Genomic DNA, 18,532 nt, shown 5'->3' on the forward strand with positions numbered 1-18,532 from the left:
TCACGGTGTCTGATTCCTTGGCGTTTCATGCGAAAGACGAAGACCGTGGAATCGCTGAGCGACTTCTTGGTGAATCGGCAGCAGCAGCCATTCGCAACGGCTCCTCGGCTGTCACGCTTGATCGCGCAGTTGTCATTCTTTCTGAATGCTGGGGCGCCGTTGAAGTATTGATTGAGCAACTCCTGGAGGCACCAGCCTGGCCGGTGGCACTAGAGGATATTACGCCGGATGCGACAGACCTTGCTGGCCTTCTTGGTCACTACTTTGAGCGGACGCCGAACAACGATATCTTGCTCGACGAGGAGCATAAAGCTCGCAAGCTGGGTCTCTTGACCTACTTTTGGGAACGCCAGAAAGACACTATTTGCCTTAATGAATCCACGCTCGTGCGTTTTAGGTTGTTGGCCGCGCGTGACTGGAAGAGCTTTGCTCGTCAAGCTGAGGCACTTCCTCTACGCGAGCTTAGGAATGATCTCTGGGGACACTTTCATCTCCACGAAGACCGCGACGCTATCCTCTCGTTGCTTCGCGTAGCCTCGCCGATCTTCACTACCATCGAATGGAGCGGTTGTACGGGGGCATTGGCCGCACTCGTCGCTGCGATTGCGCACGCCGACCTGCTCCACGAGCAGTTGACACAGACATATCCAAAGACGCCTGAATTAGATGCGAAGCTGAAAACCCTAGTAGATCAGGAGATTCCAGAATGGTTGAAGCAGGTTGTCGAAGCAGCTAGCTCGCGTCCAGACGGTCGTCTTCTTCTACTGTTTTTCGGGACGAGCCTAGTTCGTGAACATCTGCGCCCCTCGTTGAATGGAACGCGGCGTTGGTCTTCGGTATGGCACGCTTTGAGCGCGATTCACCGAGTGCTCACGCCAAAGCCGTCGGTCGTCGAGTTGCAGCAGGCGGCGATTTTGGGCGGCACACCAGGTGATCCCACCGACATTGACCACGCAACGTACCTTATAGCTTCGGCCGCCTTCAATTCGTCCGCGACTGACGTTGTAGCTTGGTATCGCGAGCTTCTGCTGAAAAGTGACAACGACCTATGCTCGCAAGCCAAGAATTGGCGACGTGCCTTTTGTTATAAAACGTTGGCAGAGTGCTTCGATCAGCTTGCTGACCCATTTGACGAGTGGCGAGCCGTATGGAAAGCGCTGTTTGTCACCGATCGAGAACATGCTCGGTTCAATCCGCTCGGTCAAAACGCACTATTCCCCAGCATTCACCTCCTCCGTGTCGGCATGGAACTGCTCCGACAAACCCCATCACGGTGCGGCGCGCGGCAGTTTTTTGAAGAACTGCTCACCCACATGCGTCGCCTCTTGGCGAACGATACTCGACGCATCACCCCACTTGACTCTGAACTGGCTGTTGATGGCATCGACGTCGCTCCAAAAGTTCTTGGCTCGGATTGGCCACTGTGCCTGGCGGCTTATCGTCATCTGCTGTTAATTCCCAAGAGCCGTCTCTACGTTGCGACGCTTTTGCTCGAAGGAGGTGCTGCGTTCGGCGACGTTGAAGTTGCCGTCGAAGCTCCTGGACACCGTCTCATGGATACCGTTGCTGAGATAAAGCAGTCCAAGCGCTTAGACATCAGAGTTCACCGCCTCTGCGAGATCATTATGAGTGCTGCTCGGGGGTGAATCGTCCAGGGTTTTAGTACGTCGTCATGCCCCAGTCTCGATGCAATCCTAGGCCGCGTTGCAGCACATTTGAGTTTGCCATTGCAGCATCGGGATATTGCGGGCGATGTTCTACTCACCACTCATAGTTGAATCATGGGACTAGATTGCCACTATCTGTTCTACTGGATGTATAATCACTGGGTATTCATACATATGACCTGACTGTCTGCGCGCACTCATGGAGTATTTTATGACCCCAACGAACGGCATCATTGAGCTAAGAACCCTCGATGAAATCACCGAGCACTACGTGATTGATCCTGGGGGCATCCTTACCAAAGAAAACTACAGCATACCCATCCGTCCCTATCGTCTGATCAAGCCGGACGCAAAGTGCCAATACCTTAAGAAAGGCAAGCGGTGCGCCCAAGATCACCAGCACGGTTATATCGTTGAGTGCAAAGATGGGAGCCAGGTCCTCATCGGCAATTGCTGCGCATTGAATCACTTGGGACTGGATGACGAGGAAATCGTCGGTCGTCTTAAAGGCCTCAGCACCATCGAGCGTCAGAACGTACGCCGGCATCGAATCGAAAACATGCTTGGCCAGCGTATGCAGTTCATTGAGCGCGTTAAAGCTGCCCTGAAGCTGCTCCGGGTGGTACAGGGGCAAGCCAACCATTTCATCTCTACGTTGCCGCCGCAGGTGGTGAGCAATCTTGTCGACCGGTGGAAGCGGAACTCCTTAGAAGTTTTTTGGGAGTACATGATCGTCAAGCGAGCCAAGGACGAAAAGGGTAAGCCCTATGTGGAGAAGAACTGGTACCCCCATTCGTACGGCAAGATCAAAGGTCTCGGAATCTGGCTGGATCTGGAAGAGCAGGGCTATACGCTCAAGCTATACGAGTTTCTACGTCAACTCGAAGGTACCCCAGTAAAGCAGCGACTCTCCCAGGCTGAGCTAGATCAGGCTGAAGCCACGTTTAAATATGTATCTGAGTTGTTGGTAATCGAACGTGAACTCAATGCACAATCAAAGCTATTGGCCGAGTTTTCTAGCCCAGCAAACCTATTACTGTCAGTTCAGCTGTCCTCCAACAAGGAGCTTCGTGCTAAAGCAGTTGAAGCGGTACACCTGCTCATTGGTCAGCCATGTAAAACCTCCTTTGAGAGGTTTGTTGCAGATGTCGACCAAGCTCTTCAGCGACAGCACTCGGCAGATGGCATCCGCATCGCGTCCTAACGAGTTCGCGTTTCGTCCGATTGGCGCGGTTTTTTGTGATGCTTTAGCACGGCAATTTTGTTCTTAGGGGGGGCTTCTTAGTGGCAATGCATATCAGCCCGATGCTGGTTCGGGCGCGGAAAAAACTTCTCGTACACCCTACGCAGCGTGTGCCTTTCGATTATGGCCAGTGGCAAGCCGACTATAAAAACTACACGGATGGGAGCATCGCGGATCGATCATTGTGTGATGGTGCCGCCTGGCTAGCTAGCCATTTTTCGAAAGTGTATGCGACTAGAGACTATTACAAACTGGATCGAAATGAGTTTCTATCCAAGAAAGATTTGGTGCAGATGCATATCGCGTCTGCCAACCTTTTCTATGTATTGCTGGCAGATGAGCGACAACGCGAACTCTCTACCGAGGCAGTGTCCACACTAGAAAATATGCTGGATTACAAGACAAGTCTGGTGGGGAGTGGGGCCAAGCTGCACCCAAATCAGGTCGCCATGTTTAATCTGGACAGCCTCTGCTCTCCATTGTTTGAAATACTTAATGAAAAAGTAACGATTGAGTCAGTTTTATACCCTCAGTCTGAGTCGGTAGAGTTGCTCGATCGATTTAGTTTCTTTCGGAGTGAAGTCCGCTGTGCTCAACTCTATTACAATGGAGTGATAATATGGCAGCAGTTGCTGTACGGGGACTCGCTATTTGCCTATGATTTACAGCATAAAAAAATTGTTATCTCTCAGCTCAGTGAGCTTAATCGGATGCGTGTTGTTTCGGATTATCGTCGGGAACATCACCAGGGTACAGCAGTATTTGATATTTCCTCTGCAATAGAACTACCTCTGTTGGGGTTGAGTTCGGCTTATCCGCGGTTTATATTGACACTCAATCTTGGTTCGGATCTCAACCTCCTGGCTGTAAGCGAATGTAACGAAGCGATGTTGCGGTTTCTTCGTTACAAAAAAGCAGAGCCCTATCTGGGAATAGAGCCACATCTTTTTAGTCTAATGGGGAGGGAAGTCGAATCGGCTGATTGCGCTACGAGCTACTCGGTTCGAGACATTTTGCGCGTGTGGTTTGATCTGTCAGTTTTGGCGTTCCAAATCTACAATCAGAGTTCCACTGTTCAGCCTGAGGATTGGGATCAGTTGGCGTCTTACTGCCAATGGTTCAGTCGTGAAGATTTAGTGAATCGATTGGTAGAAACCACAGAGATGTCGGTCGTAAACGTCAGTGCGATCCTGGAATTGTTAACGTTCCGAGGCTCTGATCGTCAGGATGATTTGTGGACTAAGCCTATCGTTGAGGTGGAAGGTTCTGTGGCATTTGCTATTTCTGCATTGCTTGCCGCCAATATGCGCCGCAATGTAGATATTTGGCTTCAGGCAGTGGACAAGAAGTCTCATCTAAGGGGCACTCATTTTGAAGAGAGCCTTGAGATGACCATGCGAGAATGCCAAGTCTCAAACGCTATAATTGGTGCCCAGTTAAAGTGGGCGCTGTCCTCAATGCTAAAATACGGCAAAAGAAAAGAAGAGGTCGATCTAACTTTTAATTTTGGTAATACAATCGTCGTTGTGGAAGCGCGCAGCCGAAGAACTCCGATCACCCCGCTTGACTATCATAATGCAATGCATGAAGAGTCTGGCGGCATGCTCGCTAAAGCTATCCAGGCGGAGAGAAAAGCAAATTATGTCCGTGAGAATTTGGCAGAGTTTTGTGCTCAATTTTACCCGCACCTTCAGAATGATCTCGACAAGGTTGTCGTTCACCCCTTGGTGCTAGTAAATGACCAATTTCATGCTGGATTTCCAGTCGGTCAGACCCCTGTTCTAGATGAGTCCTTGCTGAAGCACTTCCTGAAGGATGGTAGAGCGCGATTCATGGGGTCTCATCAGGATTTTTCCGACCATCGTTATGCCATGGTCTACTACGAAAACTTGGCAGAAGCCGAAGCGGCATTTCTTGCATACGCGCTAAATCCGACAATTGTGGCGGTTCACAAATTGTCGATCAGGGCTAATTCTAATCTGTTCGATCCTCTTGGTACCGGTATGCCACCGGTTCAATGGTTAAGTTATGAGATCCAGGAACCGAAAGAAAGTCAGCACCTTGAACTTCTCAAGGGCTTGAGCCCTGGAAAGCTGATTGTTAACTATTAATATCTTTTAGAATATAGGGTTACGCCGACTTGCAAGTGTCTGAGTATTTGGATGCTTGCACGGTCGGGTACGTATCACTGAAGTGTAAGGTTGGGTTTGAAGATGAGCTTGAGTGATAGCGTCGGGCGATTGGGGGATGATGCCTATCCCACCAACAACCTGATCACCTTCTCTGATCGGTTGTCCGCCTTTCATCACCATCAAACCATGGCAGCAACCACCCCCCCATTTATGGCTTCATCCGAGCCGGAGCAACGATCAAGCTCCGCTTCATCATGGCGGTAGGCGTAAAAGTAGCCGGCATGTAGATGCGCCCACTCAATCAGCGCTGGTTGGCACTCGCTTACCAACCTTCGATCGATTCATTAGCGTGCTTGCAGAGGTAGGAATCAGGGTCGATGCGCATACCCAGCTCTTCCTGAGAGAGACTGGCACGTGGTCGCACATACTTGAGCCGGATTGGTAGCGTGCTACTGATCACAGCGCTTCCAGTAAATCAGCCCCCTGAGGTGATTTACTGCTTTTCTAAAAACTACCAATTTGGTAGCTTTGGTCGGTGTTTCAAACCAGCGGCTCACAAGCGCCCACGTAGCCGTCTTTCGGAAAACCTCATAGGGAATCGGTTCACGGTCTTGGGCCAAGAGCGTTGCTAATGCGCCGGTTGCTCGCCCTCAAAATGCCTGTTGGATTTGCGTTGAAAGTGGGTGTGGCGGTGAAGGTGAGCCGCCTAAAGCAATGAGTAATCTGGAGAATCAGTATGTTCGAAACTCATGAGCAAGCACGTGTAAAAAATCCTTTTTTCGTGCTTGAGGAAGGCGCCCGTCGTTGGGCTTACATCTCGCAAACGTCTAATGACGAGTGGTTTTTTGTCACGTATGAAACAACGGGCGAGGAGGGTTATTCGCAGCAGCAGTTCATGATTTCGAAAGTGCAGTTCCTACTGGATTTGGCCTCAAGAGACACGCCCGCGCAGTTCATTAATGAGGTTCAGCTCGTATCGCCGCCTTGGTTGAATCGGCAGGGTAAATGGCTGATGGAGCCAATCCGGGAGATTCAGAAAGTGGACGAGCGGATCTGTTACGAGCTAATGGACGGGCAGGTTTACCCCTCGACATTGCACGGGCGGAGCCGCGACCCGTTGTGGTCAAAGGACGCTAGGACGAATGAATAATTTCATCGAAAGGCATCTCGCAGCTCAGTACCGCACTCTTCTCTTTTCGAAAGAATTTTCCGAGGATGCAATCTTCGGTTTTGAATGCAATGACGGGTGGGCGAATCTCATCGAAGCGACTTTTCGGCTAACCCAGCAACATGCTGAGCTGAAGGCGCTCGACGTAAAGGTCACCCAGGCGAAAGAGAAGCTTGGTCAGCTCCGGATTTACCACAGCGGAAGCGATGAAGATATCGGTTCGGTTTTCGAAATCGCCCAGCTTGCCTCAGGCTGTATTTGTGAGCTGTGCGGCAAGCCTGGCGAAGTGGTGAGTCTTGAGGGCTGGCTCGTAGCTCGCTGTGGCAAACATACCGGGAGGGGGCATCTAGATCCGATTGAAGCCCACATCGCGGATGAAAAATACATCACCAGCTACACACAAGCCTTGGACATGATTTTGGCATTTTTCGCAACAGGCGCAGTGCGTTGGGTACAAGACGAACGCACTGCCTTTGCAGGGCGGCGCCCCCTAGAAATGCTGGCGACGGAAGAGGGGTGTCAGACGATTTTCACTTTTCTGAATCGGTTAGAACATGGGGTTGGCGTGTGACTTTATGGAACTGATTACTGCTCCAACTGTGGTGATGGCGGATCATCCAAATCTACAGGATCATTTGCGCCGTGAACTGGAATGGGAATTCAGCCAAGGTCCTGTAGATTTGATGTATGTGCGAAGTCTCGTGTCGTCACCGAGGTTGAGGTCGTTGTTCGTCCGTGCTTTCAGCCATTCCGCACTAGCCGAAGCTGGGGACACGTTTTTGGATTCGCGCACGCTGTTGGCGGACTACCCTCAAAAAACCATGGCCATATCGCTCACGAATTATCTGCTTTTGGAGGGCGCGGTAGAGGTTGTCGATGAATACAGTCCCAACGACCCATCGCTGATGAAACTTCAAGTCTGGCCATACGAGCCAGGAGATCTGAATGAGTTTGCTATGGCGGTTGCGGTGGCGTTGAGTTACACGCCTGCGGAGCTGATGGCTGAATCGAGGATCTCGGCCGCGATAGACGATTTGGTGAGTGAATGGGGCTACTACACTGATGAATTCTGAACCACCTTTCACAGCGAAGAATTCTTGCCTTCGGCACGGCGGCACGCGTGTTGGGCAAGTCGCGCGACTAGCATGCTGATGTGTCAGTCGGCTGGCATATCGGCTGCTTCAGAACTCCAGCCCCACCGATGCTATTTTTTCCCACGCTTCGTCTCGACTGTTCTCGGGGGTTTCCGCTAAAAGGCTTACAAGGGAAAGCTTCCTACGCTTCAATGGCGCTTCAGAAGAAACCCTGTTCGATGGGTTCATGGCCGGCTCTGCCAGCGGGTCCTCGGATGTGATCGGTGGTTTTTTTCGTGTCATGTGGATCCTCCAGGCTCTGCGTCTCGGGTCGTTAGCTGCCTTCCACGATAGGGTAGCTTTCGGCCACAACTGGATTCAATCGAAGGTTCGACTCGCCAGCCACTCAGGGACGAGCTGATTAGGCTGCCACTGGCGAGAAGAACACTAAAATAGTAGCTGAAGCGCTTGGCTTGGCTTACTAAAAATTTTCATTGACGGCCCGCAATCCGCGATTTTGTTTTTATGCCGCGTGGTTGGTTTCGAAAACGCGGCTTCAAAAAGCTGTAGCAAGAACGTTTTTGAAAATATTGCACAGCACAACGTATCGATGTGCTAACTCCTGCTCGCCGTGCAACAGTGTTCCGTCATGCTCATAAAACGCTCCTCCAGGACCTATCAATAGGCGTGCAACTTCAGCAACAGGCATTCCGATGAGGCTGTCAGCCTTCACAACAATCTGACCATACAATTTGTCATCGAGAAGAAAAGGAGCGAAGTAAACAGCGAAATCTCTGCCTGCCGCATTTCCCTTCATTTGAGTGCAACCGGTGGTTTGGCATGGCGCAATCGAGTAGTTGGGTAGCAGTTTTTCCGCCAAAGCCTCCCAATGTACGGCGACATCGTCTAACTCGCAGCTGATCCGCTTCCACTCCCTACCAAACGCTCCCAGCTCTTTGCCAAGGACGTTCTGATCTTTGTTGTACTTCTCCATTTTTGCTCCTGGTGAATTGGGACGATTGCCCGAAGGGTGGATTATCAATTTTCTCCGCGGCGAATGCATTCCAATCACTGTCATTTCTAGGCGTCACTCAAGAAATCCACGCTGCGTAGTGTCCGTGGGGCAAATACCGGTAAAATGGACCTAGGATCCAAGAATTCTTAAACGGAGCGGCAGGTATGCCAACCATCGACTTCACCAATATTCGTAGCGCCCCAAAGAGTAAAAATGACAGCTTCGAGGCATTAGCCGTACAGCTATTTCGCTTCAGTTGCGATGCTCCCGAGGGTTCAAGCTTTTACAGCTTGCGGGGCGATGGCGGAGACGGTGGTGTCGAGGCATATTTTCGGGCGCCAAATGGGTCTGTTTTGGGAATACAGGCCAAGTATTTTTTCCATCTTGGCGCCAAAGAACTAGGACAGATAACAAAGTCGGTCACCGCAGCTCGCTTGAACCATCCGACGCTAACGGATTACTGGATCTACATTCCATTCGACCTAACCGGAAGGGTTGCGGGAGGCGCGCGCGGGCAGGGTGAAGTCGAACGATTTGAAGAATGGAAAAAGGAGCTAGAAGAGCGAGCCGAGGCTGAGGGTAAAAGCCTCAAAATCACTTTGCGCAGCTCAACCGTAATGCGTGAACAGCTCCAGCGTCTGGATACGCATGGAGGGATTCGCAATTACTGGTTTGACGATTCTGTGCTTACCCCAATCCACGTGCAGCAATGCTTGGACCAAGCCCGGGAATTTGCTGGACCACGATACACGGGCCAACTGGACGTCGTGACCGACGCCCATGATATCTTGGATTTTTTTGGTGGCACCGCAGATTTTTCAGACTGGCGACGTCAGGCATTTTCTCCAATTCTAAGCGAACTCAGATCGCTACGCGGACGTACGGGCGAGATATGCAGCCTGCTCAACGACGACAAAAAAACAGAAGCGGAAAGCCTTCTCCAACGATTGTCGACTCTGTTGACGCTGATACGAGAAGCCGACAAGCCCGAGCAATCAGTCACCCAAGCGTTGGAGACGCTCACTCAGCTACAACCCATTTTGCTCACTGCTAAGGAAAGCCAAGAGGCTGCATTTGTTCAGCAGCACGGTCCAAACCAAGATACCCCTAGCTTTCGGCAATTCAATGCAGAGTACATGTGTGCGTTTCCTGCTGGGTCCATGGACTCGGCAAGAGAGCTGTTCCGGCTAACCGAATCTATCAACGAAGTCCTGACCTCTCCCAAAATGAATGTTGCCGGAGGCAACTCGCTGCTGCTCGTTGGCCCAGCGGGTGTCGGAAAAACTCATGCGATAGTGAGCGCTGCGTACCGGCGGTTCGCCGAAGGCGGAATGTCTCTCGTAGTATTTGGAGATGATTTCGGCGGTGGCGAACCGTGGGAAGTTATCCGAAGCAAGCTTGGCTTCGGTGGTCAGATTGGGCGTGACGCGCTGTTCCAGTGTCTGAGCGCATCCGCCGAGCACTCTGGATTGCCTTTCGTAATCTTCATTGATGCGCTTAACGAAAGTAGGGCGGATGCCCGGTGGAAGGCCAAGCTCCCCGAACTCATTCAGCAGTGTAAGCCCTACGCCGGGGTGAAAATTTGCGTATCTGCACGTGATACCTATCGAGATCTGGTCACTGATGCCAGGTTTCCAGGCTATGCATTTGAGCACAAAGGATTTAGCGGGCAGGGCGTGGAGGCACTTCAAGCTTTCGCCGCTTTCTATGGACTGGACTCAGAAATCACACCTCTTTTTTCGGAGGAGTTGAGCAACCCGTTGTTCCTTCACCTGGCTTGCAAAACCTTGAAGGAAGAGGGCAGTACAACCCTCGACGTGTCTTTGCCGGGCTTTTCCGCTTTGCTTGAGCGGCACCTCAAACACAGCAACACCGCAGTGAAAGAACGCTTAGGTTTTGCCAGTCCGAAAAATTTGGTCCGTCAGTCCATGCTCAGTCTGGCGCAAAGGCTCACGAGTGCATCACCGATCGATAGGCTTTGGGATTCTTGCGCTGCCGGCCTTCGCGACGTGGTTGGGCCAGAACTCACACCCGAAGTCTTCATTCGTGAGCTTCAGCGCGAAGGCCTGGTTATCCTCACTGAAGGTCCAGGCGACACGTGGACTGTAAGGCTTGGGTATGAGCGATACGGCGATGTCCTTCGTACGACCGCGTTGATCGATGGCTGCATGGATGACTCTGGCAAGCTCGATGTAAAAAAGCTAGGCGCCAAGGTGGTTTCATTGCCGCCAGAGGATAAAGGTCTGCTGGAAGTTCTCGCCGCGATGCTTCCCGAAAAAACGGGAATTGAAATCGTAAACCCTGATATCGGTTTGGAACGGGAACTCGCCAACCGTTTGTTCGTAAATGGATTGGCATGGCGCTCCCGCAAAAGCTTTGAAAATAACAGCCTTGAAGATGAAATCTTCGCAGCTTTTAAGGTGCCTGGGCTTTGGGAGGATTTGTATGAGGTCTTCATAAAGGTCTGCCTGGTGCCCAATCACAACCTCAACGCAGAACAATGGCTGGACAACTTCCTGCTTCGCAAACCCCTGGTGGACAGGGACGTTTACTTATCGCGTTCAGCATTCAAGTCTTACGACAACAATGGAGCGGTGAGGTCCTTGCTGAATGCCGCTCTGGCCGCTGACATCATGCGATGGCCGTCAGAAAGCAGACGGTTAGCTACTATCGTTTTGGGCTGGCTGACGTCTTGCGCGGACCGCCGAGTCCGTGATCGTGCAACGAAAGGCTTGGTGCGCCTGATAGTAGCGGATGTTGCACTCGCGACCGATTTAGCCAGAAATTTCTTGGCTTGTGACGATGATTACATTCTTGAAAGCGTGACTGAAGCAATATACAGCGCATGCTTGATTGCACGTGAGCAGCGTGCCGCCTTCATTCCTGCTCTCAGATTACTGGCGTCGCATGGATATGATCGGACTAACGTGATCATTCGAGATTCAATTCGGATGCTCGCCGTGTTACTCAAAAATCACAATATCGACGAGCCATTAAAAGAGAGACTGCGGCGCTTTCCAAGTAAAAGCCCAGCCATCGAGACGTGGCCAACGCTGGAGGATGCCAACCCACTTCTTGAGCTGGAGCACCTTCCTTCAGATATGAAGCTGTGGGGCTCAAACATCGGACCTGATTTTTGGCGGTATCAGGTTGAGGGCAAGGTCTCAGGGTTCGATCTCAAGGCCGCTTCGGTAACGAAGGAAAACATCGCTTGCTGGATCATCACCGAGACCCTGCGGCTCGGATTCCCGGGCTACATGGACGGGGCACTAAATTATGATCGAGCCCTGAACAGCGAATTCGGTTCCGGTCGTGCGCGCGCAGCCTATGCTGAACGACTCGGAAAAAAATACTACTGGATCTCACTCCATAGGTTGCTCGGAGTCCTTTCAGATCACGTTCCACCGTGTGAGTCGTATCAAGACACTGTGCCCGGACCTGAACATTACTGGTCAGTTGAAGTACGTAAACGCGATTTAACTGACATGAGAGATGTGATTACCGAAGGGACCTATCCAGACGGCATTTTGCGCCGACGTGAGTACGAGTTTCCTTCCCGAGAAGATGACACCAAGAAATGGGTGACGACTGATGACTTCGCAACGCACGAGGCGAGCTTATCTTGCAATGATGCGAATGGCGTAACGTGGATTGCTCTAGAGCGCAGCGCAAGCGCAAACGATAGATCGGATGAGGAAGATGCATGGATAACTCCTCATTTTGGTTTTGATGTTTTTTACACGTCGGTGCTTGCCACTGAAAACGTTTTTGGAGAAAGACCCTACGAGCGACTCGACCGTGCATTTTCCGATCGGGCAAGCTGTTATCGAAGCTTTATAGGGGAATACCCGGACGGCGCTGCTTTTGATCAGTTGGTAGAGGAAGGCACCACCAACACTCATTCTGAAGGGCTAGCGCGCACCACAGTAACGCTTAGTAGGGGAAGCGAATGGGGATATGAGTTCACATCCGAGACTGATCAATCCAGCCTAGATGTGCCGTGCCAAGATCTTGTTAGGGCACTAGGTCTTATCTGGGATCAGCAGCGCGGATGGCAGGATGAAACAGGTGCACTCATTGCGTTCTCATCAGGATCCTACCGCAACAATGCGTTGTTTATACGCAAATTGGAGCTGGATTCCTACTTGGCAAAGACCGGACAGAATCTGCTGTACAGGCGGTTTGCGAATCGTGGATTTTTTGACTCAAGAGGGGATACTGGCTCTCAAATTGATCTTCGCGCCTTTCTGAAATACATCCCGCAAGATGGCTTCGAAGTCGTCCATGAAGAGTCGGAAGCGTTCAACTGCTGACACGTCTGATTGGAGCACTGCGGCGAAATCAATAGTTTTGGGGGGCTCCGCTGACCGCTTCTGGCCAGCAGCCGCCTAAACTATCCATTACCATGATGCATGATGTGAGTTGCGTGACCTTCCCCCGGTCACTGGAATCCATAACGCAAATAAACGGTCTCACCTTGTCATGTCGGCCCCGTCCGACAGCTGCCAATGCATTCTAAACTTCAGTAGCGCGCCATAACGGCGAGATAGGATGCGCAGAGCGAGACTTTCATTCTGCCAGATGCCACTTCGCTCAAGGCTCGCGGGTGATCACAGCATGCTTACTCCACTGATTCAATGGGTGTGCCTGTGATGGATATCCGGAAAGTGTGGATGGCTATGTTGGATCTGCACATGCTCATGAACATGGCTGTGGGCTCCGGTCCCACTCCAGTCAAACGAATGTTCATGCTGATGATGCTCATCGTGAGTGTGACGATGCCCATGCGTCATCGGCACATGCCGATGCTCATGCGCGTGCGTTTCGGTAAGGTGAAGCCAAACCCCTATCCCCATCAACATAGCTGCCGCCCAGAACGAGAGCGACACGGGCTCCCCCAGAATCAAAATTGCTATGGCCGCACCCAGGAATGGTGCAGTGGAAAAATATGCCCCTGTGCGCGCGGATCCAAGGCCTCTTAGGGCAAGGACAAAGAGCACCAAGCTAACGCCATAGCCGAGGAAACCAAGAACTAGTGTCGGGCCAAGCACCGCCAAATCGGGAATCCTAGCTCCCAGTAGAAGCGCTAACGAACAGTTGACCAGCCCTGAAACCAAACCTTTGAAGCCAGCCACAAAAAGAGCGTCTGACGCCGACACCTTCCGCGTCAGGTTGTTATCGATAGCCCAGCACAAACAGGCCAGCGAGACCGCTATGGGCCCCAGCCAATCATGAGCTTGAGTGGTTTCCTGAGGCCATGCCAACACCGCACCACCTGCAATGATGGCCACCATTCCGACCACAATGCGCCGATCAGCATTCTCCTTAAACACGACCCAAGCCAATAAAGCGGTGAGCACTGCTTCCAAGTTGAGCATCAGAGAAGCTGTTGCACCGGACGTCCTGGTTAATCCAAACATAAGCGCGATCGGCCCAAGGACACCCCCGAATGCGATTGCGCCGAGAAGCCAAGGCCATTCAGATGATGCAAGGCCGGCCGGTTTCCAGCCATGGTCACGCACAAAACGAACAACTATCAGACCCAGACCGCTGCCCAAGTAAAGGAGGCCTGCGAGTAATACAGGGGGGAATGTTGAGACCAAGCAACTTGGCAAGCGGCGTGCTGGCACCAAATAACGCGGCAGCGGCCAACGCATACAAAACGCTCAGGTTCATCAATAACTCCGCAGCAGAATTTCGTGAGGAGTCATCATACCGCGAGGTGCATGGCCTGCTTCATTTGCTAAGGTGTTTTGGCCGGACGGCTACGATGGAAGGACTGGTCACAGTCATCCGATGCACAACTGTCCGAATAAGCTTTATAGGCGATTATGGAGTGATTATAGACCGCAAGACTTCGCCTTTCGGATTGGGATTTCGTCTACGCCGATTAGCCAAGAGGCGCGTGTGAAAAGCTCGGTCCGGCTTAAGTTTCCGGAGGATTCCAAGCTTTAAAGTGCTTGATCGCATCCAAGTCGCCAATCAGCTCCATCGCTTTAGCCAAGCGATACAGCACAGCTTGCCGTTCTTCTGATTCGAGGCGCTGCGCGCTTTGCGCAATGTCTTCAAAGAAAGCCTGAATACTGTTTACCTTCGCCCAGGTCTGAATCACAGTTTCAAGTTGATCTCGGCTGTCCTGAATCGCCTTCAGCCGACGCTTCTCGGCTTCCTTACGTCTCCATTCTTCCATCTGTAATTCATGCAGATGTCGTTCCTGTTCGCTCCGCACTCGTTCGATCTCAACCTTGCCGGCGAGAATCGGAGCCTCGGCTTTGAGTGACTTCACAAGGCTTGGAATTTTGCTGGCCAAGTCACCAGGCTTGGTCTCAGTCCAGCGTTGAATCCAGTCCACGCCGTAGTATGGCGAATAGACCTGCAAGCAGAGTCTGCCCGTAGGCATATCGGCACTCGCCATCCAGCCATCTCGGTAATCGGACCGTCGTTTAGTCACCGGCAGTTCCGTCACCCGGACGTATTTCTTGTCCGGCCGCTTAACGTGTACGTATTCGCTAATCTCATAGATGGACAGGCCAAAGACAACGGTCCCTATATAAACCACCGTAGGCCGCTGGGGTCGCCATAGGGCAGGGTGCACGTACCTCTTAGACTCTTGCTCTCGATGATCAACGGAAGCGCGCCCCACATGCGTGGCTGGATCGGAAAGCGCAACCGCGAAGCCCTTTCCCATGAGAGCCAAGTACAACTGGTTCGCAAATTCAACCGCATGGCTTATGCCGGAGCTACTGACTATCAGATCTGCCATAGACCGCTTGGAGGGGCGGAGATAGCCTTCATCGGTTATGTGGGCTTTCTTGAAGTGCTCTTCGATACCCACCAGTAATGGATGTCTCCGGGGAAGCACCGCAACGCGCGTGGACGATTTGTCGGGGTTTTCGGAAGGAGCCTTTGGAAGTGACCGTGAGATCTGTTCAGGCGCGCCGTTCCTACTCCAGGCAATGAGAGCACCTGGCTGGACCTCCGGAAGAGGCGGATTAGCTTTACGCTTTCCAACGGCTACCTGCGCCCAGTAGCCGACAGCAGGGCGGGGAATATTTAGATTGGTATAGACGCGGGCGAGGTAGCTTGAAGAAACACCATACCTCTCGGCGATCTTGGTCATAGGGGTCGACCAAGCCTGCTCGTAGAGGGACTCCCGGGTAACGGTATCCACGGATGAATCATCAATTACTTCTGGAATATTCGGGGTGTCTTCCATACATGAGCGCTTATAGGTGGTGGCGGACAAGGTTTATTGCCAAACAGCCTAGCTCACGAATGTTGACCCTTGATTGACGCTTTACCCCCCACGGCGGCCTGCCAGTCTCGGAATTTGGGAGAGGCCAGGTTCGGTGTTTATGTACATACCTTGGGCGACTCTCAGCCCGCTTTTCGAAGCTCGCCATTCTCTGTAGTGGTCAGATATTAAAGGGTTGGAGGAACGATAAGCCCGCCTAGTCATGCTAAAAAACAAAGAACAAGCATACCCCCTATCAACGATTCGTTACGTAGGGCACCTATTGCCTCGAATATGCACTTTTGAGACCGTGCAGGTCTCGCCTGCGCGGTCATCATCACTCCGCTGAAATCGATTCAGACTAGAACTGTTCGAAATTGATTTCACTAAAAATGGTTATATAAAAAAGCTGGGTGTTGCAGAATGATTTGTAACCCTATGGAGAAAATTCAATAAATACAATGATTTGATTTTTTGTGAATATTATATAAAAAGCCCCTGCGGATAATAACTAATTAAATATGCATCAAAATTTTAAGTTGCGTATCCGTGTTGTTTTGCCTATTTATTAGATACATCAAACACAAGTGGAAAGCACATTGTGAAGTTGACGCTAGTCCAGGAAGTATGCGGCTGCCTAACAGGGGCGGCGGCCACTTGTGCACTTGGTTCGATCCCTTCGATGAGCGCAATAAAATGATCAACCCTCGGTACATTCGGTTCTACGCGCTATCCGTAATTTCTCAAGCCGACTATGAGAGGGTGGTTTCTAGTAAATCCCAAGCTAATCGTTCGACCTATGAAGTTGCACTCAGGCTTTTTGATGCTTTCTTAAACATCATAAATGCGGTTGTCGGTGTAGGTTTCACAGATCAAATCCTACTAGCCTTCAGAGGATTCCTACTAATAGAAGTCGAAGCAAACGCAGAGAGTGTTTATCGTTATCATAGGGCGATCTGCCATATGATGCCAGATTTTGGGTTTCAATATTTCGAAATTTTTAAAAACAAGTCGGAAGAGTATAAGGGAAGTTGCAAATCTATTTACAATGCTCTGGATAAAAGCAAGAAGATGATAAGGTTTTACAGCGGTTGGTATGTTAGGGCAGGTGATGGACGAATTCACTTCGCTTATTTAATCGACGTTTACAATGCTTACGGAGAGGCTGTAGCGAACAAATTCCATATTGCCCTTAAGCATTATGCAAAACGCTATCCCACAGCAACTGCTAGAACTAAGATCGGCGACATAAAAAAACTTATGGGCTACATATGCGCTGATTTTCCAAATCGAGATGCTTATTCTCTGCTATTTGATCCAACAGAAATCAACGTTTACTTTGGATATCTGTTTAATTATCTTTATTTAGATAGATTGGCCGTTGATGGGGAGATTTCATTGTTTTGCGATGAATGGAGGGGGCTTGTCGTTATCATTGTTGATTTTTTAGTGGAATACAAATTAATTGGCGAGCCTCTATATGCGATATATAAGACGACTTACAAGCGAGCAACTGGTCACAGTCGCAACAACAGCGAAGTTAGCAAGAGATACATTTCAACTTTAACAAATATTCCGCTGCATGTCACAACTGACGAGGCGGCTGATATCATTTTCAACAAAATTGTCGACGATCTCGATGTCGTAGTTAGCGCATGTGAGACAACAAGGAAAATTATCCTGGATCAGCACTATACTCGGACCGGCCTTGCAAGATTGGGTAAAGTTTCTGATGAAGGAATGTCAAAGGACGAAAAGAAAAAACTGGAAAATCAATGTGCCACTTGGGAGAAATATAATTACTCCGTAGTATCTGAAAAAGAGCGGGGGAAGCTTTATGGAGATCCAGCTAATATTTCTGAAAGACTGGGGCTAATAACAAACTCCAGTTTGCAAGCGCACCTGTATCTGTTGGTGGTAGAGCTGCCGGCGATTACACCAAGTTGGCTTGTAAAGTTTGAAGTTGTAGATAAATATACTCATGAATACGGCTTGCGACCCGATGGTTCATTTGCCGTCAGCGAAAAATCACGTCGTGGGCATGAACATGCACAGCAGCCAATCAAACTAACCCCTAAAGCAAAAACTTTGTTTAGAGAGATAATGATGCTTACTGCTCAGCAGCGGGAGCACCTGAAATCCATCGGTGACGATAATTGGCGGTTCCTACTGCTGAGCCCAGGTAAGGGATACTCAACGCCACAGCGCATTAAGTCGATCCAATATATCAATACTAATCTGTACTCGACTTCTATCCTGCAAGCAATTTTAAAAGACCGCCTCGGCGACGCCGATGTCCAAAATCCCGATGGCGTTTACCAGAATATTTCTCTTCGATGCATTCGCGCAAGTGCAGCACTGAAGGTCTATTTCAACACAGGAAGTTGTCAGGCAATGGCTGACGCACTTGGACATACGGCGGTAATCGATGATTTGTTAGGTAGATATTTACCACCTCAACTAAAAGCTTTTTTTATGAACCGATGGATACGCATATTTCTAAATGCTCTTACTTACGAGATAATGAAAGATAGTCCCTATCTGTTTGATTCTGTTGATTTCAGAACTTTTGATGATCTTGATCAGTTTCTTAAGTTACATAAACTTAAGGCGCTTCCTGAGCATTTGTTTTTAGGGCGGTATGGTGCGCCGAAAGATGAAGTGATAAAACAGTTCAATCAGGCCGTAGTCCCGATATCGCCAGCATTATGTACATTACTGGTTACAATGAAAAAAATGATCGATGACGATAGGCTGGTCGGTATAAGACATGTCAACGAGATCGATTCGTGGTACCAGACTGCTCGATTCTTAGAATTATCAACTAACTTGCATATGGATGGGAAAGTTCTCTGTTCATCGCAGGAAGCCGTTGAGATGTTCTCAGGAGCAAAATATTCTCCAGCACTAGCTAACAAGCTAAAAAGCGTCATCAGATGTTGTAATTCAGGTAGTGCTTCGTAGAGATAAGACTTGTTTACGATGCTATTTTTAATCTAG

At 50.3% G+C, this 18,532-nt stretch carries 11 protein-coding genes and 1 pseudogene; 8 read left to right on the forward strand and 4 right to left on the reverse strand.

The window, feature by feature from the left end; all coding sequences use genetic code 11:
* Positions 1 to 5: 5 nt before the first annotated feature.
* The 6 genes from PMI36_RS22045 to PMI36_RS22020 all read left to right on the forward strand — a co-directional run bounded on the left by PMI36_RS22045 (position 6) and on the right by PMI36_RS22020 (position 7,283).
* Positions 6 to 1,646 (forward strand): hypothetical protein, encoded by a 1,641-nt coding sequence (locus PMI36_RS22045; RefSeq protein WP_157214935.1) that lies wholly within the window; start codon positions 6 to 8, stop codon positions 1,644 to 1,646.
* 232 nt (positions 1,647 to 1,878) lie between these two features.
* Positions 1,879 to 2,871: a hypothetical protein gene (locus tag PMI36_RS22040; protein ID WP_008069350.1), complete on the forward strand. Its 993-nt coding sequence runs from the start codon at positions 1,879 to 1,881 to the stop codon at positions 2,869 to 2,871.
* A gap of 86 nt (positions 2,872 to 2,957) precedes the next feature.
* Positions 2,958 to 5,021, forward strand: coding sequence for a hypothetical protein (locus PMI36_RS22035; RefSeq protein ID WP_008069352.1), 2,064 nt, complete (start codon positions 2,958 to 2,960; stop codon positions 5,019 to 5,021).
* A 757-nt stretch (positions 5,022 to 5,778) separates the two neighbouring features.
* Positions 5,779 to 6,192, forward strand: a complete 414-nt coding sequence (locus tag PMI36_RS22030) for a hypothetical protein (protein WP_008069356.1) — start codon at positions 5,779 to 5,781, stop codon at positions 6,190 to 6,192.
* Positions 6,185 to 6,781 (forward strand): MbcA/ParS/Xre antitoxin family protein, encoded by a 597-nt coding sequence (locus PMI36_RS22025; protein ID WP_008069358.1) that lies wholly within the window; start codon positions 6,185 to 6,187, stop codon positions 6,779 to 6,781. The genes PMI36_RS22030 and PMI36_RS22025 overlap by 8 nt, the downstream gene beginning before the upstream one ends.
* Before the next feature lie 4 nt (positions 6,782 to 6,785).
* Positions 6,786 to 7,283, forward strand: coding sequence for a hypothetical protein (locus PMI36_RS22020; RefSeq protein ID WP_157214936.1), 498 nt, complete (start codon positions 6,786 to 6,788; stop codon positions 7,281 to 7,283).
* Between the two features lie 108 nt (positions 7,284 to 7,391).
* On the opposite strand, the gene PMI36_RS22015 is transcribed toward PMI36_RS22020, so the two are convergent.
* Positions 7,392 to 7,586 carry a hypothetical protein gene (locus tag PMI36_RS22015; protein ID WP_008069364.1) on the reverse strand — a complete coding sequence of 65 codons (195 nt, stop codon included), beginning with the start codon at positions 7,584 to 7,586 and terminating at the stop codon, positions 7,392 to 7,394.
* Between the two features lie 253 nt (positions 7,587 to 7,839).
* A complete protein-coding gene (locus PMI36_RS22010) occupies positions 7,840 to 8,277 on the reverse strand; it encodes a hypothetical protein (RefSeq protein WP_008069366.1) in 438 nt (145 codons plus the stop codon).
* A gap of 185 nt (positions 8,278 to 8,462) precedes the next feature.
* Here PMI36_RS22010 and PMI36_RS22005 point away from each other — a divergent pair, with 185 nt between their 5' ends.
* Complete coding sequence (locus PMI36_RS22005; protein WP_008069367.1) at positions 8,463 to 12,611, forward strand: ATP-binding protein; 4,149 nt, start codon at positions 8,463 to 8,465, stop codon at positions 12,609 to 12,611.
* Between the two features lie 321 nt (positions 12,612 to 12,932).
* Here the strand turns inward: PMI36_RS22005 and PMI36_RS22000 are convergent.
* Both PMI36_RS22000 and PMI36_RS21995 read right to left on the reverse strand, forming a co-directional pair.
* A pseudogene (locus PMI36_RS22000) lies at positions 12,933 to 13,974 on the reverse strand (EamA family transporter).
* Between the two features lie 250 nt (positions 13,975 to 14,224).
* The gene (locus tag PMI36_RS21995; RefSeq protein ID WP_008069369.1) at positions 14,225 to 15,514 is read right to left on the reverse strand and encodes a hypothetical protein; all 1,290 of its coding nucleotides are present in this window, start codon (positions 15,512 to 15,514) and stop codon (positions 14,225 to 14,227) included.
* A gap of 714 nt (positions 15,515 to 16,228) precedes the next feature.
* Between PMI36_RS21995 and PMI36_RS21990 the strand changes: the two genes are divergently transcribed.
* Positions 16,229 to 18,496, forward strand: coding sequence for a hypothetical protein (locus PMI36_RS21990; protein WP_008069370.1), 2,268 nt, complete (start codon positions 16,229 to 16,231; stop codon positions 18,494 to 18,496).
* Positions 18,497 to 18,532 lie beyond the last annotated feature (36 nt).

It is taken from the genome of Pseudomonas sp. GM79, assembly GCF_000282495.1.
In the GTDB taxonomy this organism is placed as follows: Bacteria; Pseudomonadota; Gammaproteobacteria; order Pseudomonadales; family Pseudomonadaceae; genus Aquipseudomonas.